Source organism: Streptomyces milbemycinicus, assembly GCF_002154605.1.
In the GTDB taxonomy this organism is placed as follows: Bacteria; Actinomycetota; Actinomycetes; order Streptomycetales; family Streptomycetaceae; genus Streptomyces; species Streptomyces milbemycinicus.
The window spans coordinates 1-23,713 of the sequence record NZ_MUNE01000137.1 but is presented as its reverse complement, the minus strand read 5'-3'; the positions used below and the strand labels follow the sequence as shown (position 1 = coordinate 23,713).

Here is a 23,713-nt window from a genome sequence, read left to right as displayed (position 1 = left end):
CGCACGGCACCCCACGTCACGACCGTAGCCCCCACCACTGACAACGGCCCGGCCGCGCACCCCCGTCGGAGGTGCCCGGCCGGGCCGTCGTACTGTGCGTCGTCCCGCCTGCCGCTCAGATCTCGCCGCGGAGCTTGGCAAGAGCCTCGGCGAGGATCGCCTCGCCGTCGGCGTCGCTCCGCCGCTCCCGCACATACGCCAGATGCGTCTTGTACGGCTCGGTGCGCGGCGGGTCCGGCGGGTTGTCCCGGTCCTTGCCGGCCGGGAAGCCGCAGCGGGGGCAGTCCCAAGTGTCCGGAATCTGCGCGTCGCTGGCGAAGCTCGGCACGGTCTCGTGCCCGTTCGAGCACCAGAAGGAAATACGCAGGCGAGGCGCCGATTCGCCTCGCTCCGCTTCTCCCATCGGCCCCGCTCCGACCCGACTTCCACGGATCGCGTTGCCACTTGCCACGGTCGTAACTCCCTGCGTGATGGTGCCGCGAAGCATTGGTAGGCAGCTCCGCTGCCGGGCGCCCCAGTCTACGTAAGGCCCAACGCGCGTCCAGTGAGAGGAGTTACACCCGCCCCCAGCCTTCGGCCGGGAGGTGCCCCCGCCGGCCTCCAGCCGAGAGGTGCCCCCCAGGACGCAAGCCCATGATAAGCCGCGCTCGCGACGGTGCGTCAGCTATCGGCTCAATCGAGCTTGATCAGCAGGCCGAGCACCACGATGCAGACGAACCAGAGCAGGCCGATGACGACGGTGATCCGGTCCAGGTTGCGCTCGGCGACCGAGGAGCCGCCCACGGAGGACTGCATACCGCCACCGAACATGTCGGACAGACCTCCGCCCTTCCCCTTGTGCATGAGCACCAGCATCATCAGCAGAACGCTGAAAATAATGAGGGCGATCGAGAACCCCATGACCACGGCTGGAACCAACTCTCTCGGGCTTGGACGGGACGGTAAAGAACGGTAAGGAGCGGGGGCCGGGCAGTGCCTTCCGCACCACCTCGACCCCCGCCAGGGTACGACGAGTGACCTGCTACGGCCTACTCACCGGTCTGCTCACTGGTCGCGGAACCGGACGATCTTGACGAACTCGTCCGCGTCCAGCGCCGCGCCGCCGATCAGCGCGCCGTCCACGTCCGGCTGCGCCATGATCGCGGCGACGTTTCCGGACTTCACCGAGCCGCCGTACTGGATCCGGACCTTGTCGGCCACGTCCTGGCTGTACAGCTCGGCCAGGCGGCCCCGGATGGCCCCGCAGACCTCCTGGGCGTCCTCGGGGGTGGCCACCTCACCGGTGCCGATGGCCCAGACCGGCTCGTACGCGATCACGATCCGCTCGGCCTGCTCGGCCGGGATGTCCTTCAGGCCCCCGTCGATCTGCGCGAGCGTGTGGGCGACCTGGTTGCCCGCCTTGCGCACGTCCAGGCCCTCGCCGACGCACAGGATGGGGGTGACGTCGTTCTTGAAGGCGGCCTTGACCTTGGCGTTGCACAGCTCGTCGGTCTCGCCGTGGTACTGGCGCCGCTCGGAGTGGCCGACCGCCACATAGGAGCACCGCAGCTTGGCGAGCATCGCGCCGGAGATCTCCCCGGTGTACGCGCCGGAGCCGTGCGCCGAGATGTCCTGGGCGCCGTACTTGAGCTTGAGCTTGTCGTGCTCGACCAGGGTCTGCAGGGTCCGGAGGTCCGTGAACGGCGGAAGGACCGCGACCTCGACGTCCTCGTAGTCCTTGTCGGTGAGCGAGAAAGTGATCTTCTGGACGTGGGCGATGGCCTCGAGGTGGTTGAGGTTCATCTTCCAGTTGCCCGCCATCAGCGGGGTGCGGTCACTCACGGTGTTCAGTCCTCCAGTGCTGCGAGGCCGGGGAGCGTCTTGCCCTCGAGGTATTCGAGGCTTGCTCCGCCGCCGGTCGAGATGTGGCCGAAAGCATTCTCGTCGAAGCCCAGGATCCGTACGGCGGCGGCGGAGTCTCCGCCGCCCACCACGGTGAAGGCCGGGCTCTCGACCAGCGCCTGGGCGACGGCCTTGGTGCCCTCGGCGAAGTCGGGGTGCTCGAAGACGCCCATCGGGCCGTTCCAGAAGACGGTGGCGGCGTCGGCCAGCTTCGAGGCGTACAGCTCGCAGGTCTCCGGGCCGATGTCCAGACCCATCTGGTCGGCCGGGATCTGCGCGGCGGAGACGGCCTGGGGGTGGGCCGGGGCCTTGGTCCTGAGGTCCGGGAACTCGGGGCCCACCAGGACGTCGACAGGGAGCACGAACTCCACGCCGCGCTCCTTGGCGCGCGCCAGGTACTCCTGGACGGCCTCGATCTGGTCGTCCTGCAGCAGCGAGGTGCCGATCTCGTGGCCCTGGGCCTTGAGGAAGGTGTACGCCATGCCGCCGCCGATGAGGATGCGGTCGGCCCGCTCCAGGAGGTGGTCGATGACGCCGAGCTTGTCGGACACCTTGGCGCCGCCGAGGACCACCGCGTACGGGCGCTTCACGTCCTCGGTGAGCTGCCTGAGGACGTTCAGTTCGGCGGCGATCAGATAGCCCGCGGCGTGCGGCAGCCGCGCCGGGAGGTCGTACACGGAGGCGTGCTTGCGGTGCACCGCGCCGAAGCCGTCGCCCACGTACAGGTCCGCGAGGGCGGCGAGCTGATCGGCGAAGGCGCCGCGCTCGGCGTCGTCCTTGCTGGTCTCACCGGCGTTGAAGCGCAGGTTCTCCAGCAGCACCACATCGCCCTCGCCGAGCCCGGCCACGGCCTCGCGGGCGCTGTCCCCGACCGTGTCGGTCGCGAACGCGACCGGCTTGCCGAGGAGTTCGCCGAGCCGCCGGGCGACCGGGGCGAGCGAGAAGCGGGGCTCGGGCGCGCCCTTGGGCCGGCCCAGGTGGGAGGCGACGATCACCTTGGCGCCCGACTCGGTGAGCTTGGCGATGGTCGGCACGGCGGCGCGGATACGGCCGTCGTCGGTGATCGTCTCGCCGTCGAGCGGAACGTTCAGATCGACGCGGACGAAGACCCGCTTCCCTGCGACCTGAAGATCGTCAATCGTCTTCACAGAGGACTCCTAGTTCATGGGACAGGGCCCGTACGACAGCGTCGTACCGGGCCCTGTCCTGGCTCATCTCGGCAGCGGTCAGAGCTGGTTGCCGACGAAGACGGTCAGGTCGACGAGGCGGTTGGAGTAGCCCCACTCGTTGTCGTACCAACCGATGATCTTGACCTGCTTGCCCTGGGCCATGGTCAGCGAGGAGTCGAAGGTGCAGGAGGCCGGCCAGTTGACGATGTCCGAGGAGACGATCTCGTCCTCGGTGTACTCGAGGATGCCCTTGAGCTGGCCCTCGGCGGCCTTCTGGAAGGCGGTGTTGACCTCGTCCCTGGTGACCTCGCGGTCCAGCTCGACGACCAGGTCGGTGACCGAGCCGGTGGGCACCGGGACGCGCATGGCGATGCCGTCCAGCTTGCCCTTGAGCTGCGGGAGCACCAGGGCGGTGGCCTTCGCCGCACCGGTCGAGGTCGGGATGATGTTCTCCGCGGCGGCCCGCGCGCGGCGCAGGTCCTTGTGCGGGAAGTCCAGGATGCGCTGGTCGTTGGTGTACGCGTGCACCGTGGTCATCAGGCCCTTGGTGATGCCGAAGGCCTCGTCGAGGACCTTGGCCATCGGGGCGACACAGTTGGTGGTGCAGGACGCGTTGGAGATGACGTGGTGGTTGGCGGCGTCGTACTTGTCCTGGTTGACGCCCATGACGATGGTGATGTCCTCGCCCTTGGCGGGCGCGGAGATCAGGACCTTCTTGGCGCCGGCGGCCAGGTGCTTCGCGGCGTCGTCGCGCTTGGTGAAGATGCCCGTCGACTCGATGACGATGTCGGCGCCGAGCTCGGCCCAGGGCAGGTTGGCCGGGTCCCGCTCGGCGAACGTCTTGAACGTCTGGTTGCCGACGGTGATGGTGTTGTCGGTGTGGCTGACCGCCTGCTTCAGCCGACCCAGGATGGTGTCGTACTTGAGCAGGTGGACCAGAGTGGCGTTGTCGGTCAGGTCGTTGACACCGACGATCTCGATGTCCGCACCCTGGTCCAGGAGCGCGCGGAAGTAGTTGCGTCCGATGCGGCCGAAGCCGTTGATGCCTACGCGGATCGTCACGAACCGATCTCCTCGTTGGTGTGCCGGTATGGACGCCGGCGAGCCTTATTGGATGTCCCCGACCGCATCCGACCCTACCGCTATCACGGGACGTACGTGACATTGGCACCGTCGGCCCGCGACCACTGAAAAGTGGTACGGACCGACGGCCTCGGTTTACCCGTCAGTCACTTTCTGTCACGAACGGTCAACGCCGCAGCGCACGCAGCGCGGCCCCCACGAGTCGCGTCCGCTCGGCGGCGCTGGGGATGTGTTCCAGGCCGAAGCCGAGGAGCACGGTGTCCCGGGTGGTGACCGCGGCCGAGGTGTGGAACAGCTCCCGCGACCGGGTCCAGTCGGCGGAGTTCGCCGGGCTGCCGGCCGGCGCGCCGGGCACCGCCCAGGGGCCGAGCGCCGTCTCGAAGCCCTCCCGGTCCCGCTCGGCGCCGCCGACGACGAGCGCGGTGCTGTCGGCCAGGACGCCGAGCCCGCCCGTACCGGAGTCGGTCACATACGAGATGGACAGCTCGACCTTTTTGCCCGCGTAGTCGCTCAGGTCCACGGAGACGGGCCGCCAGCCCTCCGAGGAGCCGTTGAAGGCGTTCCAGTCGCCCGTGGTCCCGCCCGCCTCACAGGCGTTCGCGCCACGGGTCAGGTAGTGCGCCAGGAACGGATGCAGGGTCAGATAGCAGTCGTCCGGGGCGGTGGTGGAGGTGGCGCCGCCCGCGTCGGGCAGGGTGGTCCAGTCGTCCTGGCCCACGGTGTGTGCCTCGACGATCGCATAGTCGTATCCGGGTTCGGTGTCATAGCTGAGCCGGAACCGCAGACTCGGCTTGTCGGCCGCGGTGTCCCCGGTCAGATCGACGGTGCGGGACAGCCGCATCCAGGAGCGGTCCCGGTGCAGCGCCGCCGCCATCCAGTCGCCGTCGTACGGCTGGAACGGGCTGCGCGCGCCCGGGTAGTCGCCCGCGGCCGCACTGCGGAACTGCGGGAACTGCTCCGGCGGCAGCGCGTCGGAGGTGACGGTGTACCCGCCCGCCGCGTCCAGGGGGTTGTCCGCGGCGTCGGCGAGGGTGGCCGCGGTGCCCGCGAGGGCGCCGGCGCCCCGGAAGCTCGGCGGGGACGTCAGCGACAGACGGCGGTCGGCGCCCAGGTAGTACTGGCTGAAGTCGTCGGTGTCGGCCGGGCCCACCTCGGAGCTGCCGCCCGCCCGCTCACCGCTGGTGATGAGCTTGCCGCCCTCGTTGAGGAAGTCGCGCACCGCGAGCAGGGTCGCGCCGCCGGGCCGCTGGGCGCCGGTGTACCAGTACACGGTCTTGAAGTGGCTCAACACCCCCAGGGCGTGCGGCGCTCCCTGGGTGGCGACGTCCCATACGGCGGACTTGCGGCCGTTGTCGGCGAGCGCCTTGGTGTACGCGGCGGTGTGCCGGGCCGCGGTGGTGCCGCCCTCGTCGGCGATCACCAGGGTGTCGGCGCGCGGCCGCTCGGCGACGCGGTAGGTGAAGGGCTTGCTCGCGGTCGTTGCGCCCTTGGGGGTGCGGCCGGTGAACCAGACCTTCACCTCGTCGCCGACGTCCGCGCCCTTGACCGTGGCGCGGTACTGGTCGAAGCGGATGTTGTCCTCGCCGCCGTAGGTCTCGCCGCCCTTCCAGGGCCCCAGCGGAGCGGTGCGGGTCCGGCCGCCGTCGACGCGGTAGTTGAGCTGCTTGCCGCGCACGCTCTTGCGGGCGGTCACCGAGACCTCCTGGCCGGCGCCGCGGGCGTAGGAGGTGGTGAAGGCGTCCGGGGTGAAGTCGGGGGCGTCGATGCTGACCGGGGAGTTGGGCCGGTCGGGGTGTTCGGCGGTCTCGGCGACAGCGAGCGCGAACGGGATGTTCTTGGCGAACTCCTCCTGGATGAGCTTTTTGTCGTCCGGGAAGGTGAAGATGGACTCGCAGTCGCCGGGCAGCCAGGGGTCGCCGGGGTCGACGGCGGAGGCCGTCTGACAGGTCGACATCTCCGGGGTGAACATCATCATCCCGTTGACGTTGGCCGCGTGGCCGTCGGCCTCGCCGTTGGTGGTGTAGAGCTCGGAGGAGACCTGCGGGTGGTAGCCGGGGATCGCGGACTTCTCCGGGGTGCCGGCGAGGGACTTGTAGAGGATGTCGTCGGGGGTGGGGGTGGCGACCTGCCAGCCGACGCCGTAGAGCAGCAGTTCGGCGGCCGAGTGGTAGTTGATGCCGTACTCGAAGCCGATGCGCTTCTCGAAGGCGTCCAGCGCCTTGGTCTCCGGTTCGGAGCCGGGGCTCGGGCCGCGGTAGACCTCTTCGGCCGGGTCGGGGGACGAACCCTCGTTGTCGTAGCCCCACTTGTAGCGGAAGTTGCGGTTGAGGTCGACGCCGTCGCCCGCGGTGATCTTGCCGTCGCCGTCGTTGTCGCGCAGATTCTTGCGCCACTGCCGGTTGTCGGGGCTCTGGTGGGTGAAGTCGTAGCCGTCCGGGTTGGCGGAGAGGACGAACCACAGCTCCGTACGGTCCACGATCTTGGTGACGCGGTCGTCCTTGCCGTAGTTGTCGAGGTAGTAGTGCATCAGCCGCCGGGTCATCTCCGGGGTGATCCACTCACGGGCGTGCTGATTGGACATGTAGAGCACCGAGGGCTTGGTGCCGTCGGGGGTGCGGTCGGCGCCCTTGCTGAGCTTGAGGGCGAGGATGTCGTTGCCGCGCACGGTCTTGCCGATGCTGACGACCTTGGTCAGCCCGGGGTGCGCCTGGCCGGTCTCGACGATCTCTTGTTTGAGCCCGCCCTCACCGCTGTACGGGCGGAAGACGCCGTCGCCCGCGGCCTTGGCCCGGTTCACGGCCTGCTTGGAGATCTCCTTGCGGGTGAGGCGGACGCCCTGCCCGCGCAGCGCCTCCGCCTGCTTGCCGGTGAGGTAGAGCTCGACCTGCCCGGCCCCCTTCTCCGGCAGCCGCTCGCCCAGTTCATGCCCGTCGGCTCCGGCCTTGAGCAGCAGCGGCACCTGTGCCCGGGTCACCTGGGCGGTCCATACCGACAGCCCCTCGTCGGCCGCTTGAGGCCGCGGCCTGGCCTGTGCCGTGGAGGTCGCGGCCACCCCTCCCAGCAGTAACGAGGCCACCGCGATGATCGCTCCGGCCTTGCGTCTTGTCATGAGCCCCCCTTGTCGCATCGGTCTTGTCCCATCGGTGCGCAGGCGCATAAGACTTGTCACACCCCATGATCATGTCAATGCCTTCACAAGACCGTCATACGACACGAAAAGGGCAGCGAAAACCCCCGGCTTCGCAGTGGAAGCCGGGGGCGGGATGTCTGTCGTACGGCCCTTCCGTACGGTCGGTCCGCCTGATCTGCGCGATCAGCCGACCATGCCCTCGGCCATCTCCTCGGTCAGGCTGGACTCCGTGCCGGGGATCCCGAGGTCCTGGGCGCGCTTGTCCGCCATGGCCAGCAGGCGGCGGATACGGCCCGCGACGGCGTCCTTGGTCAGCGGCGGGTCGGCGAGCGCGCCCAACTCCTCCAGGGACGCCTGCTTGTGCTCCATCCGCAGCCGGCCGGCCGCGGCCAGGTGCTCGGGCACCTCGTCGGCCAGAATCTCCAGCGCGCGCTGCACCCGGGCCCCGGCGGCGACGGCGGCCCGGGCCGAGCGGCGCAGGTTGGCGTCGTCGAAGTTGGCGAGCCGGTTGGCGGTGGCGCGGACCTCACGGCGCATCCGGCGCTCCTCCCACGCGAGCACCGACTCATGGGCGCCGAGCCGCGTCAACAGCGCGCCGATGGCATCACCGTCACGGACGACAACGCGGTCAACACTGCGCACCTCCCGCGCCTTGGCGGCGATCTGCAGCCGGCGCGCCGCGCCGACCAGGGCGAGCGCGGCCTCGGGGCCGGGGCAGGTCACCTCGAGCGAGGAGGAGCGGCCGGGCTCGGTGAGCGAGCCATGGGCGAGGAAGGCCCCGCGCCAGGCGGCCTCGGCGTCACAGGTGGCACCCGAGACGACCTGCGGCGGCAGCCCGCGGATCGGCCGGCCGCGGCCGTCGACCAGCCCGGTCTGCCGGGCCAGCTGGTCACCGCCCGCCACCACCCGCACCACATAGCGGCTGCCGCGGCGCAGCCCGCCGGGGGCCATCACCACCAGATCCGAGGAGTGCCCGAAGATCTCCAGGATGTCTTTGCGCACTCTTCGGGCCGCGATGCCCGTATCCAGCTCCGCCTCGATCACGATGCGCCCGCTGACCAGGTGCAGCCCGCCCGCGAACCGCAGGATCGCCGAGACCTCTGCTTTCCGGCAGCAGGTGCGGGTGACGGGGAGCCGGGAGATTTCGTCCTTCACCGCTGCCGTCATCGCCATGGGCCGATCCTTCCATGCATCCGAAAAATACGGTCGTACGCGGCGGCCAAAAGCTCCGGGTCGTGTTTCGGGGAGCCGTCGGGCCTGGCCACCGGCGCCAGCTCGACCGTGCCGCCCAGCCGCTTCGCGGCGTCGCACAGACTGCTCTGGTCGGGGACGGCGGCCTGGTCGGCCAGCACCACGTCGAAGGCGAGTTTAGGGGCGTGTCGGGCCAAAACCTCCAAATGACGCTGCGGGGAGAAGCCGTCGGTTTCGCCGGGCTGGGGGGCCAGGTTCAGCGACAGGACCCGTCGGGCCTTGGTGTCGGTGAGCGCTTCCAGCAGTTCGGGGACCAGTAGATGCGGGATCACGGAGGAGAACCAGGAGCCGGGGCCCAGCACCACCCAGTCGGCGTCCAGGACCGCCTCGACGGCCTCGGGGACGGCCGGCGGATCGTTGGGCACCAGATGGACCGACTGCACCTCACCGGGGGTGAGCGCGACGGTGGCCTGCCCGCGCACCGTGGTGATCTCGTCCGGGAGGTCCGGGTCATGGCCGCGGACGAACGCCTGGAGCTCCAGCGGGACCGCCGACATGGGCAGCACCCGGCCGTGCGCGCCCAGCAGCTTGCCGACCAGGTCCAGGGCCTTGACATGGTCGCCCAGCTGCTCCCAGAGAGCGACGATCAGGAGATTGCCGACCGCGTGGCCGTGCAGCTCGCCCTCGCTGGCGAAGCGGTGCTGGATGACCCGGGCCCAGGTCTGGCCCCAGTCGTCGTCGCCGCACAGCGCGGCCAGCGCCTTGCGCAGATCGCCGGGCGGCAGCACACCGAGCTCGTCGCGCAGCCGCCCGCTGGAGCCCCCGTCATCGGCGACGGTGACGACGGCGGTCAGATCGCCGGTGATCCGGCGCAGGGCGGCGAGCGAGGCGGACAGCCCCATCCCGCCGCCGAGCGCGACCACCTTGGGCTGCGCTCCTCTGCTGGTACGGGATCCGACCAGCCGCCGCAGCCGTCTGGTCCTGATCGTCACTCGCGCCCCATGTCACGGTGGACGATGACGGTCTCGACTCCCTCGGCGGCGAGCCGGGCGGCCAGCCGCTCGGACATCGCGACACTGCGGTGCTTGCCACCCGTGCAGCCGACGGCGATGGTCACATAGCGCTTGCCCTCGCGGCGGTAGCCGGCCGCGATCAGCTGCAGCAGCTCGGCGTAGCGATCCAGGAACTCCTTGGCACCGGGCTGGTTGAAGACATAGCCGGCGACCTCCTCGTTGAGGCCGGTGAAGGGGCGCAGCTCCGGGACCCAGTGCGGGTTCGGCAGGAAGCGGCAGTCCACCACCAGATCGGCGTCGACCGGCAGGCCGTACTTGTAGCCGAAGGACATGACGGTGGCGCGCAGCTCCGGCTCCTCCTCGCCGGCGAACTGGGCGTCCATCTTGGCGCGCAGCTCGTGCACATTGAGGCTGGAGGTGTCGATCACCAGATCGGCGTCGCCGCGCAGCTCGCGCAGCAGGTCCCGCTCGGCCGCGATACCGTCCACGATCCGGCCGTCGCCCTGGAGCGGATGCGGGCGGCGCACCGACTCGAAGCGGCGCACCAGGGCCTCGTCGGACGCCTCCAGGAACAGGACGCGGCGCTTGACGTTCTTGGCGGCCAGGTCCGCCAGGGACTCGCGCAGATTGTCGAAGAAGCGACGGCCGCGGACATCGACGACCACCGCGATACGGGCCACATTGCCCTGGGAGCGGGCGCCGAGGTCCACCATGGTGGGGATCAGCGCGGGCGGCAGGTTGTCCACCACGAACCAGCCGAGGTCCTCCAGACACTTGGCGGCGGTGCTGCGGCCCGCCCCCGACATACCGGAGATGATCACCAGCTCGGGGATGGCCGTCGCCTCTGCGGCGGCGTCTCCGGGGGTGCCCGTATTCACCTGCGCTCCGTCTCCATGGTTCTCATGCTCGTTCATCTGTCCGTCCCCCGCGTCGCTGATGACGCCACGCTTGTGGCCTCATCCTCAATGATCTCTCCTGTGGCGGTGTTCACCGCCGGGGCGGCCGGGGCCGCCGTGGCGAGGGCGGCCGCGACCGTCTCGGCCGTCTTACGGCCCACCCCTGGCACCTCGCATATCTGCTCGACCGTCGCGGCGCGCAGCCGCTTGAGCGAGCCGAAGTGCTTCAGGAGCGCCTGCCGACGGCTCTCACCGAGCCCGGGCACGGTGTCCAGCGCGCCGGCCTTCATCGACTTGGCCCGCTTGCCGCGCTGATAGGTGATGGCGAAGCGGTGCGCCTCGTCGCGCACACGCTGCAGCAGATACAGCCCCTCGCTGCTGCGGGGCAGCACCACCGGGTCCTCGTCGTCGGGCAGCCAGACCTCCTCCAGCCGCTTGGCGAGGCCGCAGACCGCCACATCGTCGATCCCGAGCTCGTCCAGCGCCCGCTTGGCGGCGGCGACCTGCGGCCGGCCGCCGTCCACGACGACGAGCTGCGGCGGGTAGGCGAAACGCTTCGGTTTGCCGCTCTCGTCGATGGGCCCGGCGGGCGCCTCAAGGGGCCCGTCCTGGGCCGTCTCGCCGTCGGGCTCCGGGCCCCACTCGCCGGTGTCCGTCTTCTCCTGCAGATAGCGGCGGAACCTGCGGCCGACGACCTCGTGCATCGCACGGACGTCGTCCTGACCCGCGAAGCTCTTGATCTGGAAGCGGCGGTACTCGCTCTTGCGCGCCAGACCGTCCTCGAAGACCACCATGGATGCCACCACGTCCTCCCCCTGCAGATGCGAGATGTCGAAGCACTCGATGCGCAGCGGGGCGGAGTCCAGCTCCAGGGCCTCCGCGATCTCCTCCAGGGCGCGCGAGCGCGTGGTCAGATCGGAGGCGCGCTTGGTCTTGTGCAGCGCCAGCGCCTGCTGCGCATTGCGCGCGACGGTCGCCATCAGGTCCTTCTTGTCGCCGCGCTGCGGGATGCGCAGATCGACCCGGGAGCCGCGGCGGTCGCTCAGCCACTGGGCAACCGGCTCGGCGAGCTCGGGCAGGGCGGGGACCAGGACCTCCTTGGGGACCGCGTCGCCCTTCTCCTCCCCGTACAGCTGCTGCAGCGCATGCTCGACCAGCCCGGCCGTATCCACGGCCTCCACCTTGTCGGTGACCCAGCCGCGCTGGCCGCGGACCCGGCCGCCGCGCACATGGAAGATCTGGACGGCGGCCTCCAGCTCGTCCTCGGCGATCGCTATCAGGTCGGCGTCGGTGGCGTCGGCCAGCACGACCGCGTTCTTCTCCATGGCGCGCTTGAGCGCCCCTATGTCGTCGCGGAGCCGGGCCGCCTTCTCGTACTCCATCTCCTCGGCGGCCTCCTGCATCTGCTGCTCCAGACGGCGCAGATAGGCGCCGGTGCGCCCCGCCATGAAGTCGCAGAACTCCTCGGCCAGCCGCCGGTGCTCCTCGGCGGTCACCCGGCCCACACAGGGGGCGGAACACTTGCCGATATAGCCGAGCAGACAGGGGCGGCCGATCTGGGCCGAGCGCTTGAACACCCCGGCCGAGCAGGTACGCACCGGGAAGACCCGCAGCATCAGATCGACGGTCTCGCGGATGGCCCAGGCGTGGCCGTACGGGCCGAAGTAGCGCACGCCCTTCTTCTTGGGGCCGCGCATGACCTGGACCCGGGGGAATTCCTCGTTCAGCGTGACGGCGAGGGACGGATAGCTCTTGTCATCGCGGTACTTGACGTTGAACCGGGGGTCGAACTCCTTGATCCAGGAGTACTCGAGCTGCAGCGCCTCGACCTCCGTGCTCACCACGGTCCACTCCACGGAGGCGGCGGTGGTGACCATGGTGCGGGTGCGCGGATGGAGATTCGCCAGGTCCTGGAAGTAGGAGGAGAGCCGCGGGCGCAGGCTCTTCGCCTTTCCTACGTAGATCACCCGGCCGTGCTCGTCTCGGAACTTGTAGACCCCCGGCGACTCGGGGATCTGTCCCGGCTTGGGGCGGTAGCTGCTCGGGTCGGCCATGGTCACCACCCTACTGGCGGGGAGTGACAGTCCGGAGCGGTCGGGCCGGGTGCGCCGCACGGGATGTCGCGGGGTGCGCGTAAACGCTTGCGTAAGCGTTTACGCGACGCCTGGAATGCGGTACGTTCCTGCCTCGACCCGCTCCGGGGCGACGGGCGGACGGTGAGGGGAAATCACAGATGGCGACGATGGCTGATGTGGCCCGGCGCGCGGGCGTGTCCGTGGCGACGGTGTCGCATGTGCTCAACGAGACCCGTCCCGTGCTCCCGGGCACCCGACAGGCCGTGCTCGACGCCATCGACGCCCTGGGCTACACCCACAACACGCTCGCCCGTTCCCTGGTCACCGCGCGCACCCGCTCGATCGGCCTGGCGGTCTCGGCGATCAGCAATCCGTACTTCACCGAGATCCTGCAAGGCGTCGAGGCCGGCGCCCTGGAGCACGGCTACGGCCTGCTCATCGCCGATCCGCACGACGACCCCGAGCAGGAGCGCAAGGCCGTCCAGCTCCTCCACGAGCGGCGGGTGGACGGAGTGATCGTCGCCGCCTCCGCCGAGCCCCGCGCGATGCTCGACTATCTGACCCGCCACCAGGTCCCCGCCGTCTTCCTCGACCGGCTGGTCACGGACGCCCACGACCAGGTGAGCGCGGAGAACGCCCACCACGTCGAAGAGCTCGTCCGCCACCTCGCCGACCTCGGCCACACCCGCATCGGCCTGGTCGCGGGCGCGCCGGGGCTGAGCACCACCGCCGAGCGGACGGCCGGCTACCGGGCCGGGCTGCGCCTGCGGGGGCTGCCGTTCGACCCCGAACTGCTGGCCGACGGCGACTCCGAGGCGGATGGCGCGCGGGACGCCACCCACCGGCTGCTGGCAGCCGCCCGGCCGCCCACCGCGATCGTCACCGCGAACAACGCGATGACCATCGGCGCGCTGCGCGCCCTGCGCGAGGCGGGCCTCGGCGTGCCGGACGACATCGCGCTGGTCTGCTTCGACGACTTCTCCTGGGCCGATGTGTTCTCGCCCCGGCTCACCGCGATCTCGCAGCCCAGCCGCCAGATCGGCGCCACCGCGGTCAGGCTGCTGCTCGACCGGCTGGCGGACCCCTCCCGGCCGCCGCAGACCGTCCGGCTGCCCTGCACCTTTGTGCACCGCACCTCGTGCGGCTGCAAGGAGGCTGCGGAGTGAAGCGCCCGGCGGGGCCGTCCGCCAGCCGGCGAGCAGCAGCCGGCCCCGGGATCCCAATCCACCCACAACGTGAGGAACCGCCTCGTGATTGTCGTCGCCGGAGAAGCCCTGATCGACCTGGTGCCCGACCGCCCGGCCACGGCCGGCCCCGCGGCGGACCCGGCCCTGCCGGCGCTGCTGCCGCGGCGCGGCGGCGGCCCGTACAACACGGCGGTGGCGCTGGGCCGGCTGGGCTCACCGACCGCCTTCTGCTCCCGGATCTCGACCGACGGCTTCGGCGAGGCGCTGATGGCGGGGTTGCAGGAGGACGGCGTGGACACCGCGCTGGTGCAGCGCGGCGCGGAGCCGACCACGCTGGCGGTGGCCTCGATAGCCCCCGACGGATCGGCGGGCTACGGCTTCTACGTCGAGGGCACCGCGGACCGTCTCTTCGAGCTGCCCGCAACCCTTCCCGACTCGGTCACGGCGCTGTCCTTCGGCACCTGCTCGCTGGTGCTGGAGCCGGGCGCGAGCGCGTACGAGGCGCTGCTGCGGCGCGAGGCGGCGCGGGGCGTCTTCACCACGCTCGACCCCAACATCCGCACCGGTCTGATCCCCGACGCCGACGCCTACCGGGCCCGGTTCCGCGGCTGGCTGCCGCATGTCGGGCTGCTCAAACTGTCGATGGAGGACGCCGCCTGGCTGGCCGGCGCCCAGGACCCGGCGGCGGCCGCCCGGGAGTGGCTGGCGGCCGGCCCGGCGGCCGTGGTCCTCACGCACGGCCGGGACGGCATCAGCGTCCTCACCCGGGACGGGGGCGGCTGCGCCGTCCCCGGTGCACAGGTCGAGGTCGTGGACACCATCGGGGCGGGCGACACGGTGAACGCCGCACTGCTGCACCGGCTGGCGGCGCATGAGGCGCTGTCGGCGGACGCGGTGGCGAAGCTGGACGAGGCGGCCTGGCGGGATGTGCTCGGCTTCGCGGCGCGGGCCGCCGCCGTCACCTGCTCCCGGCCGGGCGCGCAGCCGCCCTACGCGGCCGAGCTCTGACCCCCGGCATCTCCCGGGCCCACCCGGCCCCGCAAGGCGCTACGAGGAGCTGTGGGGGCACCGTCGAGGCGCACCCCCGCCGCTCCTGCGGCGGGCCGCGGAGCGTGCCGGGCCCGGCGGGGCTCGGCACGCTCCGGCACGTAACCACCGGCGCGCGCTACTTCGCCGCCGCGCGCCGTCCGGAGACAGTCGTCTTCGCCGCCGCCTTCGTGGCCACGGTCTTCTTGGCCACGGCCTTCTTGGCTGCCGCCTTCTTCGCCGGAGCCTTGGCAGGGGCCTTCGCGGGGGCCTTCTTCACGGACTTCCGGCCGACCGGCGCCACCGCGTCGCTCACCAGGTCCCCCAGCATCTCCCTGAGGAACTTGCCGGTGTGGCTGGCCGGGACCGAGGCCACCTCCTCGGGGGTGCCCTCGGCGACGACCAGACCGCCGCCGCTGCCGCCCTCCGGGCCCATGTCCACGACCCAGTCGGCCGTCTTGATCACATCGAGGTTGTGCTCGATGACGATCACCGTATTGCCCTTGTCGACCAGTCCGGACAGCACCTTGATCAGCTTGCTGATGTCCTCGAAGTGCAGCCCGGTCGTGGGCTCGTCCAGGACGTAGACCGTGCGCCCCGTCGACCGCTTCTGCAGCTCGCTCGCGAGCTTGACGCGCTGCGCCTCGCCGCCGGAGAGGGTCGGCGCGGGCTGCCCGAGCCGGACATAGCCGAGCCCGACCTCGTTGAGCGTGCGCAGATGGCGGGCGATGGTCGGCACCGCCTCGAAGAAGTCGAGCCCCTCCTCGATGGGCATGTCCAGCACCTCGGCGATGGACTTGCCCTTGTAGTGCACCTCCAGCGTCTCCCGGTTGTAGCGGGCGCCGTGGCAGACCTCGCACGGCACATACACATCCGGCAGGAAGTTCATCTCGATCTTGATGGTGCCGTCGCCGGAGCAGTTCTCGCAACGGCCGCCCTTGACGTTGAAGGAGAAGCGCCCGGGCAGGTACCCGCGGACCTTGGCCTCCATCGTCTCCGCGAACAGCTTGCGCACATGGTCGAAGACGCCGGTGTACGTCGCCGGGTTGGAGCGCGGGGTGCGGCCGATGGGCGACTGGTCGACATGCACCACCTTGTCGACGAGGTCGTCGCCGGCGACCCGGGTGTGCCGGCCCGGGACGGCCCGCGCCCCGTTCAGCTCGCGCGCCAGGTGGGTGTACAGGATGTCGTTGACCAGGGTGGACTTACCCGATCCGGAGACGCCGGTGACGGCGGTGAGCACACCGAGCGGGAAGGACACATCGATGTCCTGGAGATTGTTCTCCCGGGCGCCGTGGACCGTCAGCTGCCGCTCCGGGTCCATGGGGCGGCGCATCCCCGGCAGCTCGATGGACTTCTTCCCGGCCAGATACTGCCCGGTCATCGACTCCTCGTTGGCCAGCAGCTCCGCGAGCGGCCCGCTGTGGACGACCTTGCCGCCGTGCTCGCCCGCGCCGGGGCCGATGTCCACCACCCAGTCCGAGGTCTTGATGGTGTCCTCGTCGTGCTCGACGACGATCAGGGTGTTGCCCAGGTCGCGCAGCCGCACCAGCGTCTCGATCAGCCGGTGGTTGTCGCGCTGGTGCAGCCCGATCGACGGCTCGTCCAGTACGTACAACACGCCGACCAGGCCGGAGCCGATCTGGGTGGCCAGCCGGATGCGCTGCGCCTCGCCGCCGGAGAGCGTGCCCGCCGCGCGGTTGAGCGAGAGATAGTCCAGGCCGACGTCGACCAGGAACCGCAGCCGCTCGTTGACCTCCTTGAGCACCCGCTGGGCGATGGTCTTGTCGCGGGCGCTCAGCTTCATGTCGCGCAGGAACTCGGCGCACTCGCTGATCGACATCGCGGAGACCTCCGCGATGGAGCGGCCCTCCACCGTGACCGCCAGGATGAGCGGCTTGAGCCGGGTGCCCTCACAGGTGGGGCAGGGCACCTCGCGCATATAGCCCTCGAAGCGCTCGCGGCTGGAATCGCTCTCCGCCTCCGTGTACCGCCGCCGGACGAAGGGCACCGCGCCCTCGAAGGACGTGACGTAGGCGCGCTCCCGCCCGTAGCGATTGCGGTAGCGGACCTCGATCTGCGTCTTGTGCCCGTAGAGCAGCGCCTTCTTGGCGCGCTGCGGGAGCCCGGCCCAGGGGATGTCCGTACGGAACCCGAGCGCGTCGGCCAGCCCGCCGTACAGCCGGGCGAAGTAGTCCTTGGTGTGGCCGTGGGACCAGGGGTGGATGGCGCCCTCGTCGAGCGACTTCTCCTCGTCCGGGATGATCAGCTCGGGGTCGACCTCCATACGGGTGCCGATGCCGGTGCACTCCGGACAGGCGCCGAAAGGCGAGTTGAAGGAGAAGGAGCGCGGCTCCAGCTCCTCGAAGGACAGGTCGTCGTACGGGCAGTAAAGGTGCTCGGAGAACATCCGCTCGCGCTGCGGGTCGTCCTCGTCGAGGTCCACGAAGTCAAGGATCACCATGCCGCCGGAGAGCCCGAGCGCGGTCTCGATGGAGTCGGTCAGCCGCCGCTTGGCGCTGTCCTTGACCGTCAGGCGGTCGATGACCACCTCGATGGTGTGCTTCTCCTGCTTCTTCAGCTTCGGCGGGTCGGTCAGCTGGATGGTCGTGCCGTCCACCCGCGCCCGGCTGTAGCCCTTGGTCTGCAGATCGGCGAAGAGGTCGACGAACTCCCCCTTGCGCTCGCGCACCAGCGGCGACAGCACCTGGAAGCGGCTGCCCTCGGACAGCTCCAGCACCTTGTCGACGATCGCCTGCGGCGACTGGCGGGAGATCGGGCGGCCGCACTCGGGGCAGTGCGGCTTGCCGATCCTGGCGAACAGCAGCCGGAGGTAGTCATAGACCTCCGTGATGGTGCCGACCGTGGAGCGGGGGTTGCGCGAGGTGGACTTCTGGTCGATGGACACCGCGGGGGACAGGCCCTCGATGAAGTCCACGTCGGGCTTGTCCATCTGCCCCAGGAACTGGCGCGCGTACGAGGAGAGGGACTCGACGTAACGGCGCTGGCCCTCCGCGAAGATCGTGTCGAACGCGAGGGAGGACTTGCCCGACCCGGAGAGCCCGGTGAAGACGATGAGGGAGTCGCGAGGAAGGTCGAGCGAGACGTTCTTGAGGTTGTGCTCGCGAGCGCCACGGACGATGAGACGGTCGGCCACGCCGGTCGGCACCTTTCTTGAGAGAGGTGTGGGGTCCGCGGGCCCCGCTTCCGTGGAGGCTCTGCCGGTGCGCAGAACCGGAGCGAGGCGAAGCCCCCCGACCCAGGGTAGGGGGCGCGCCGCGATGTCTTTAAGGATGCAGCACACGAGCCTATAGCACGCACATTCGATTTGCGGACCGAGGACGACAGCTTCACCCGAACGTGTGGTGCGGACTACCGTCAGAGCATGACCGATTACGCGCGGGACGCGGCCGCGGTGCGGGGCGCGACCGACCGGCTGATGACTTCGGTGTCCAGACTGGACGAGACGGCCTTGACCGAATCCTCGCTGCTCCCCGGCTGGACCCGGGGCCATGTACTGGCGCATCTGGCGCGCAACGCGGACGCCCTGGTGAATCTCCTCACATGGGCGCGCACCGGGGAGCCGGCCCCCATGTACGCGAGCGAGGACGCTCGCGACCGGGAGATCGAGGACGCGGCGGCCCGTCTGCTCCCCATCCACCTCGACGATCTGCGCACCAGCGCGTTCCGCTTCAACGCGGCGGCCGCGGCGCTCCCCGCGCACCGCAGGCCCTTCGAGGTCACCATGCGGCGCGGCGTCGTCGAGCAGGCCGGCCGGCTGCCCTTCCGCAGGCTGGTCGAGGTCGAGCTGCACCATGTGGACCTCGGCGTCGGCTACACCCTGGCGGATCTGCCCGCCGCGTTCGTCGAGCAGGAGCTCGACTTCCTCGCCGAGGAGAGGTTCGCGGGCCACCCTGACATCCCCCCGCTGCGGCTGGTGTCGGCTGACGGCGGCCGGGCCCGGCACACCGGCCGGGCGGGCGCCGAGCCGCCACTGACCGTCGAGGGCTCCCCCGCCGCCCTGTTGGGGTGGCTGAGCGGGCGCACGCACGGGGCGGATCTGTACTGTCGGGACGCGCCCCTGCCCTCCCTCCCGCCGCTGGGGTAACCAGTCCGATCAGCGATCCGTAGCCACCCTGTGGCAGAGTGTCATGCGCACGCCCGGCGCCCAGGCGACGCCGGGCACCCTCCTCGGTGAGGCCGCGAGACCTTACCGACCAGTGTCCGGAGGGACGTGCCACGCGGGTTGGCGGCTCCTGCCGTTCAGCACCAGGGCACGAAGGCGATTGGCTCACATCTCTGTGAAACACTGGAGATCACTGAGTCAATCAGAGACGCTGAGGCCATGACGTACAGCGGAGCGGTGAAGGTCGGCGGGCCGGCGGATGTGCATGAACTGCCCGATCTGATGATCTCGAAGGTCGCGGTCGGTCCGATGAACAACAACGCCTATCTGCTGCGCTGCCGCGCCACCGACGAGCAGCTGCTCATCGACGCCGCGGCCGAGCCGCACACCCTGCTGACGCTCATCGGGAGCAGCGGTATCGCGTCCGTCGTCACCACCCACCGCCATCAGGACCACTGGGGCGCGCTGCGCGAAGTGGTGGAGACCACCGGCGCCCGCACCTACGCGGGCCGCTACGACGCCGAGGGCATCCCGGTCCCCACCGACGTCCTGGTCGAGGACGGGGACACGCTGCGCGTCGGCCGGGTCGAGCTGACCGCCCGCCACCTGGTGGGGCACACACCGGGCAGCATCGCCCTGGTCTACGACGACCCGCACGGCCACCCGCATGTGTTCACCGGCGACTGCCTCTTCCCCGGCGGGGTCGGCAACACCTGGAAGGACCCGAAGGCGTTCGAGAGCCTGATCAACGACGTCGAGACCAAGCTCTTCGATCAGCTGCCGGACGAGACCTGGGTGTACCCCGGCCACGGCGACGACACCACCCTGGGCGCGGAGCGCCCGCACCTGGGCGAGTGGCGCGAGCGCGGCTGGTGACCGAGGCGGACAGCGACGCATGAGGGGAGCGCGCAGCGAGGCGTGAGAGCGACGCGCGCGGCGCCCGGGTGGGCGCGCGACGCGCCCTCGCGCCGTGCGCCCTCGCGGACACCGCACACCCCGTAACCGCGGGCGCGCGGCGGCGGTTGGCGCTTCATGCACGACGACCGCTCCCCGTCCATGGTCCGGCTCGCCGCCGCGTCCCTGGCCGGCACCGCCATCGAGTTCTACGACTTCTTCGTCTACGGCACCGCGGCCGCGCTCGTCCTCGGCCCGCTCTTCTTCCCCACCGTCTCCCCGCTCGCCGGGACCTTCGCCGCCTTCGGCACCTTCGCCGTCGGCTTCCTCTCCCGGCCCCTGGGCTCGGCGCTCTTCGGCCCCCTCGGCGACCGGTACGGCAGACGGCCCGTCCTTGTGTTCTCGCTGCTGCTCACCGGGGTCGCGACGGTCGCGGTCGGCTTTGTGCCCACGTATGACTCGATCGGCGCCGCGGCCCCCGTACTGCTGCTGACGCTGCGCTTTCTGCAGGGCCTCGGGCTCGGCGGCGAGTGGGGCGGCGCGGTGCTGCTGACCGCCGAGCACGCGCCCGAGCGGCGGCGCGGGCTGTGGGCGGGCATTCCGCAGATCGGCCCCTCCGTCGGATTTCTGCTCGCCAACGGCGTCATGCTGGCCCTGTCGGCGACGCTGAGCGAGGCCGATTTCCGGTCCTGGGGCTGGCGGGTGCCGTTCTGGGCGGCGGCCGTGCTGGTGGCGACGGGGCTGCTGCTGCGCGCCCAACTCGCCGAGTCCCCTCAGTTCCGGGAGCTGGCCGAGCGCGGCGAGCGCGCCGCCGCGCCGCTCGCCGAGGTGGTGCGCGGCCACTGGCGGCTGGTGCTGCTCACCGCGGGCGGCCTCGCGGTGGGCTACGCGGTCTTCTACACCGTGACGACCTGGTCGCTGGCGTACGGGACGGAGCGGCTGGGGGTGGACCGCACGGTCATGCTCGGCTGTGTCATGGCGGCGGTGGCGGTCAAGGGCACGGTGACGCCGCTGGCCGCGCATCTCGGCGACCGCTTCGGGCGGCGGAGCATGTGCCTGGCGGGCTGCGCCGGCACGGTGCTGTGGACGTTCCCGATGGTGGCGCTGCTCGGCACCGGGCGGGCCCCGCTGATGTTCCTCGGCTTCCTGGGCGCGCTGCTGGCCTTTGTCTCGATGTTCGCCGTCACGGCGGCCTATCTGCCCGAGCTGTACGAGCCGCGGGTGCGCTGCACGGGCGCGGCCGTCGGCTACAACCTCGGGGGCGTGCTCGGCGGCGGGCTCACCCCGCTCGTGGCGACCGCCCTGTCGCGCGGCGACGGTCCGCCGTGGGGCGTCGCCGCGTATCTGACCGGCATCGCGCTGCTCAGCCTGGGCTGCTTCGCCCTGTTGCCGGAGACCCGCCCGGCGGACGGCACGGACCGCCCCCTCCCACGGCCGATGGAGGCCGGGGAGGCAGCGGTCTAGAGCCCGCTCCGGGGTCAGGGCAGCCCGGGGCGAGTCTGGGCGGGAGCCGGCGGGTGCGGCCACCGGCTCCCTGGTCGGAGTGGTACTTCGAGGCTGCCGCTGTCGCCGTGGTCAGGGCCGGACGTCGATGCTGTCCCGCTCGGCTCCCACGGCTCCTGCGGCCTCCGCGGCCTCCTCCGTCTGTTCCTCGGCCGCCCGCTCCCGCTCGGCCTGCTTCTTCGAGGCGTAGAGGCTGGTGACCGTGGTGATGGCGAGCACCGCGCAGATGACCGCGAGCGAGACCGGGATGCTGATCTCGGGGACATGCACCCCGGACTCGTGCAGCGCGTGGAGCACCAGCTTCACACCGATGAAGCCGAGGATCACCGACAGCCCGTACGACAGGTGGACCAGCTTCTTCAGCAGCCCGCCGATCAGGAAGTACAGCTGGCGCAGGCCCATCAGCGCGAAGGCGTTGGCCGTGAAGACGATGTACGGATCCTGGGTGAGGCCGAAGATCGCGGGTATCGAGTCGAGCGCGAACAGGACGTCCGTGGTGCCGATCGCCAGCATGACGATGAGCATCGGGGTCATCAGACGCTTGCCGTTCTCGACGATGAACAGCTTGGTGCCGTGGTATTTGTCGGTGGACGGGAAGCGCTTCTCGACCGCCTTCAGCAGGCGGTTCTCCTCGAACTCCTCTTCCTCCTCACCGGCCCGCGCCTCCTGGATGAGCTTCCAGGCGGTCCAGATGAGGAAGGCGCCGAAGAGGTAGAAGACCCAGGAGAAGTTCGAGATGATCGCGGCGCCCGCGCCGATGAAGATCGCCCGCAGCACCAGCGCTATGAGCACGCCCACCATCAGCACCCGCTGCTGGTAGATCGTCGGCACCGCGAACTTCGCCATGATCAGCACAAAGACGAAGAGGTTGTCGACGCTCAGCGACTTCTCGGTGATGAACCCGGCGAAGAACTCGCCCGAGGGCTGCCCGCCCGCGAAGACGAGCAGCCCGAGCCCGAACAGCCCGGCGAGGGCGACCCAGACGGCCGTCCAGATCCCCGCTTCCTTGAGCGAGACCTCATGCGGTTTACGGCCGCCGATAAAGAAGTCGACGGCGATCAGGGCGCACAGACCGGCAATGGTCAGCACCCACAGGGACAAGGAGACGTCCAACGGTTCCTCCGGCATTCGTACGGCAAGTTCAGCGTCGTCGCTGCCGGAGGTCTCTTCCGCCCGGGCTCGCACCACGGGCCGACGCCCCGGGTTCGTATCCGGCCCGACCAGGCACCGGACGCGATCCGTACTGACGGGAACGCCGCGACAGGAGTACTCCCCTCCGCACAAAGAAGAGTACAGGAATCACCAAGGAAGAGTAAAGAGATGGGTAAATTGGCTGGTCAGCAGTCCTTTACCTAGTAATGACCGAGCATCAGGAGTCAGCGGCCATACGCCTGCCGGGCCCTGACCACCTGCGCCAGCACCTGCTCCACCACCTGGCTGCCGGCCGGCACCAGCGACGGCTCGTACGTCCAGGCGTGGCCCACCCAGGGGTCGGCCAGGTGGTCGTCCGGGACCGGGGTGACCCTCAGCAGCGAGCGCCACAGCGGGTCAAGCACCGGGCCGTACACCTGGGCGTCCTGCCGGTCGGCCACCATCATCAGATGCACGCCCACCGAGGGCCCCTCGTCCGCGAGATAGCGCAGCTGGGTGACGGCCCGGTCGTCGAAGCCGTGCGGGAAGTCATTGACGATCAGCAGCTGTTCGGCGATGTCCAGGTCCGGCGGCAGCGCGTCCGTGGCGCCGCTGCGCACCGCCATCTGCACCAGGTCGACCCGGCGCGTCAGCCCGGCGAGCATCGCGCTCACCCCCTGGGCACCGGAGGCGGGCGGCTCGCGCAGCACGCCGGAGCTCAGCAGCGGGGCCAGGGACCCGGCGGCCGACCCCGCCGGGTCGATCACATGGACCGTGAACTCGCCCGCCGGATAGACCGCCAGCAGCCGCGCGGCATGCGCGACCGCCGTGTCCGCGGCCAGCCGGCGCAGCTCCCCTGAGTCCACCATCGCCGCGTCGGACAGGGCGTCCCGCCCGCTGTCGATCCACAGCCCGCGCTCCAGCGGCAGCCGCACCAGCATCGGGATGCGCAGATCACGCCGCTCCGGGAGATGCAGCTCCCCCAGGCGCAGCGCCATGGGGATCTCCATGGGCACCTGATAGGCCTGCCAGACCGGGCTGTCCCAGCGCGCGAACGCCGGGGGCAGCGCGGGCTCGACCACCTCGGCCTCGGCGGCGAGTTGGACCAGATCCCGGTCGAGGGCCGCGCGGGCCTGCTCGACCAGGGCGGTGTGCTTGGTACGGGCTTCCGCGCGGGCCGAGTCGGCGGCCGGGCCGAAGCGGGTGCGCGGGTCGGACAGGACCCCGTCCAGCTCCTTCTCCATACGGGAGTCGGCGAAGTCGACGGCGCTGCGGTAGGCCGCGGTCGTCCGCGCCAGGTCCTCGAACATGCCCCAGACCTGGTTGTAGAGCCGCTCGTCCATGGTCCAGCCGGAGGCGTCGCCCGCGACGGGCTGGGCGGGCTGTCCCGGCTGGACCATGGACGAGC

17 protein-coding genes and 1 pseudogene are annotated in these 23,713 nt (G+C 70.6%); 5 read left to right on the top strand and 13 right to left on the bottom strand.

Annotated features, from left to right (window positions below):
* Positions 1 to 115: 115 nt before the first annotated feature.
* From CCN51_RS12895 to uvrC, 10 genes are all read right to left on the bottom strand, one after another.
* Positions 116 to 451 (bottom strand): RNA polymerase-binding protein RbpA, encoded by a 336-nt coding sequence (locus tag CCN51_RS12895; protein WP_009718803.1) that lies wholly within the window; start codon positions 449 to 451, stop codon positions 116 to 118.
* A 221-nt stretch (positions 452 to 672) separates the two neighbouring features.
* Positions 673 to 900, bottom strand: coding sequence for a preprotein translocase subunit SecG (secG, locus tag CCN51_RS12890; protein WP_014180602.1), 228 nt, complete (start codon positions 898 to 900; stop codon positions 673 to 675).
* Positions 901 to 1,044: 144 nt separating this feature from the next.
* On the bottom strand, positions 1,045 to 1,821 hold the full coding sequence (tpiA, locus tag CCN51_RS12885; protein ID WP_014180601.1) for a triose-phosphate isomerase: 777 nt from the start codon (positions 1,819 to 1,821) through the stop codon (positions 1,045 to 1,047).
* A 5-nt stretch (positions 1,822 to 1,826) separates the two neighbouring features.
* Positions 1,827 to 3,029: a phosphoglycerate kinase gene (locus CCN51_RS12880; protein WP_014180600.1), complete on the bottom strand. Its 1,203-nt coding sequence runs from the start codon at positions 3,027 to 3,029 to the stop codon at positions 1,827 to 1,829.
* 78 nt (positions 3,030 to 3,107) lie between these two features.
* Entirely contained in the window at positions 3,108 to 4,112 is a 1,005-nt protein-coding gene (gene gap, locus CCN51_RS12875) for a type I glyceraldehyde-3-phosphate dehydrogenase (RefSeq protein ID WP_014180599.1), read from the bottom strand.
* Between the two features lie 187 nt (positions 4,113 to 4,299).
* Positions 4,300 to 7,242 carry a M14 family metallopeptidase gene (locus tag CCN51_RS12870; protein ID WP_014180598.1) on the bottom strand — a complete coding sequence of 981 codons (2,943 nt, stop codon included), beginning with the start codon at positions 7,240 to 7,242 and terminating at the stop codon, positions 4,300 to 4,302.
* Positions 7,243 to 7,446: 204 nt separating this feature from the next.
* Positions 7,447 to 8,436, bottom strand: coding sequence for a DNA-binding protein WhiA (whiA, locus tag CCN51_RS12865; protein WP_014180597.1), 990 nt, complete (start codon positions 8,434 to 8,436; stop codon positions 7,447 to 7,449).
* Complete coding sequence (locus tag CCN51_RS12860; protein WP_043487834.1) at positions 8,427 to 9,446, bottom strand: gluconeogenesis factor YvcK family protein; 1,020 nt, start codon at positions 9,444 to 9,446, stop codon at positions 8,427 to 8,429. Before CCN51_RS12860 ends, whiA begins: the two co-directional genes overlap by 10 nt.
* Positions 9,443 to 10,381, bottom strand: coding sequence for an RNase adapter RapZ (rapZ, locus tag CCN51_RS12855; RefSeq protein WP_014180595.1), 939 nt, complete (start codon positions 10,379 to 10,381; stop codon positions 9,443 to 9,445). Before rapZ ends, CCN51_RS12860 begins: the two co-directional genes overlap by 4 nt.
* Positions 10,378 to 12,417, bottom strand: coding sequence for an excinuclease ABC subunit UvrC (uvrC, locus tag CCN51_RS12850; protein WP_043487832.1), 2,040 nt, complete (start codon positions 12,415 to 12,417; stop codon positions 10,378 to 10,380). Before uvrC ends, rapZ begins: the two co-directional genes overlap by 4 nt.
* 179 nt (positions 12,418 to 12,596) lie before the next feature.
* On the opposite strand from uvrC, the gene CCN51_RS12845 reads away from it, so the two are divergent.
* Positions 12,597 to 13,604 carry a LacI family DNA-binding transcriptional regulator gene (locus tag CCN51_RS12845; protein WP_014180593.1) on the top strand — a complete coding sequence of 336 codons (1,008 nt, stop codon included), beginning with the start codon at positions 12,597 to 12,599 and terminating at the stop codon, positions 13,602 to 13,604.
* A gap of 84 nt (positions 13,605 to 13,688) precedes the next feature.
* Positions 13,689 to 14,633 carry a carbohydrate kinase family protein gene (locus CCN51_RS12840; protein ID WP_014180592.1) on the top strand — a complete coding sequence of 315 codons (945 nt, stop codon included), beginning with the start codon at positions 13,689 to 13,691 and terminating at the stop codon, positions 14,631 to 14,633.
* Positions 14,634 to 14,790: 157 nt separating this feature from the next.
* Here the strand turns inward: CCN51_RS12840 and uvrA are convergent, their stop codons facing one another.
* Positions 14,791 to 17,808, bottom strand: a complete 3,018-nt coding sequence (uvrA, locus tag CCN51_RS12835; RefSeq protein WP_014180591.1) for an excinuclease ABC subunit UvrA — start codon at positions 17,806 to 17,808, stop codon at positions 14,791 to 14,793.
* Positions 17,809 to 18,036: 228 nt separating this feature from the next.
* Between uvrA and CCN51_RS12830 the strand changes: the two genes are divergently transcribed.
* The 3 genes from CCN51_RS12830 to CCN51_RS12820 all read left to right on the top strand — a co-directional run bounded on the left by CCN51_RS12830 (position 18,037) and on the right by CCN51_RS12820 (position 21,135).
* Complete coding sequence (locus CCN51_RS12830; RefSeq protein WP_014180590.1) at positions 18,037 to 18,759, top strand: maleylpyruvate isomerase family mycothiol-dependent enzyme; 723 nt, start codon at positions 18,037 to 18,039, stop codon at positions 18,757 to 18,759.
* A gap of 237 nt (positions 18,760 to 18,996) precedes the next feature.
* A complete protein-coding gene (locus CCN51_RS12825; RefSeq protein WP_014180589.1) occupies positions 18,997 to 19,653 on the top strand; it encodes an MBL fold metallo-hydrolase in 657 nt (218 codons plus the stop codon).
* Positions 19,654 to 19,833: 180 nt separating this feature from the next.
* Positions 19,834 to 21,135, top strand: a complete 1,302-nt coding sequence (locus CCN51_RS12820; RefSeq protein WP_043492006.1) for an MFS transporter — start codon at positions 19,834 to 19,836, stop codon at positions 21,133 to 21,135.
* 111 nt (positions 21,136 to 21,246) lie between these two features.
* On the opposite strand, the gene CCN51_RS12815 is transcribed toward CCN51_RS12820, so the two are convergent.
* Together CCN51_RS12815 and CCN51_RS12810 are read right to left on the bottom strand one after the other, a co-directional pair.
* Positions 21,247 to 22,287, bottom strand: a complete 1,041-nt coding sequence (locus CCN51_RS12815) for a TerC family protein (RefSeq protein ID WP_043492003.1) — start codon at positions 22,285 to 22,287, stop codon at positions 21,247 to 21,249.
* 263 nt (positions 22,288 to 22,550) lie between these two features.
* Positions 22,551 to 23,713, bottom strand: a pseudogene (locus CCN51_RS12810) (TerD family protein); the annotation flags it as partial.

Excerpts from the sequence above, each read along its gene's own strand:
- secG (WP_014180602.1), bottom strand. The coding sequence starts at position 900 with ATGGGGTTCTCGATCGCCCTCATTATTTTCAGCGTTCTGCTGATGATG.
- CCN51_RS12870 (WP_014180598.1), bottom strand. The coding sequence starts at position 7,242 with ATGACAAGACGCAAGGCCGGAGCGATCATCGCGGTGGCCTCGTTACTG.
- whiA (WP_014180597.1), bottom strand. The coding sequence starts at position 8,436 with ATGGCGATGACGGCAGCGGTGAAGGACGAAATCTCCCGGCTCCCCGTC.
- rapZ (WP_014180595.1), bottom strand. The coding sequence starts at position 10,381 with ATGAACGAGCATGAGAACCATGGAGACGGAGCGCAGGTGAATACGGGC.
- uvrC (WP_043487832.1), bottom strand. The coding sequence starts at position 12,417 with ATGGCCGACCCGAGCAGCTACCGCCCCAAGCCGGGACAGATCCCCGAG.
- CCN51_RS12845 (WP_014180593.1), top strand. The coding sequence starts at position 12,597 with ATGGCGACGATGGCTGATGTGGCCCGGCGCGCGGGCGTGTCCGTGGCG.
- CCN51_RS12830 (WP_014180590.1), top strand. The coding sequence starts at position 18,037 with ATGACCGATTACGCGCGGGACGCGGCCGCGGTGCGGGGCGCGACCGAC.
- CCN51_RS12825 (WP_014180589.1), top strand. The coding sequence starts at position 18,997 with ATGACGTACAGCGGAGCGGTGAAGGTCGGCGGGCCGGCGGATGTGCAT.
- CCN51_RS12820 (WP_043492006.1), top strand. The coding sequence starts at position 19,834 with ATGGTCCGGCTCGCCGCCGCGTCCCTGGCCGGCACCGCCATCGAGTTC.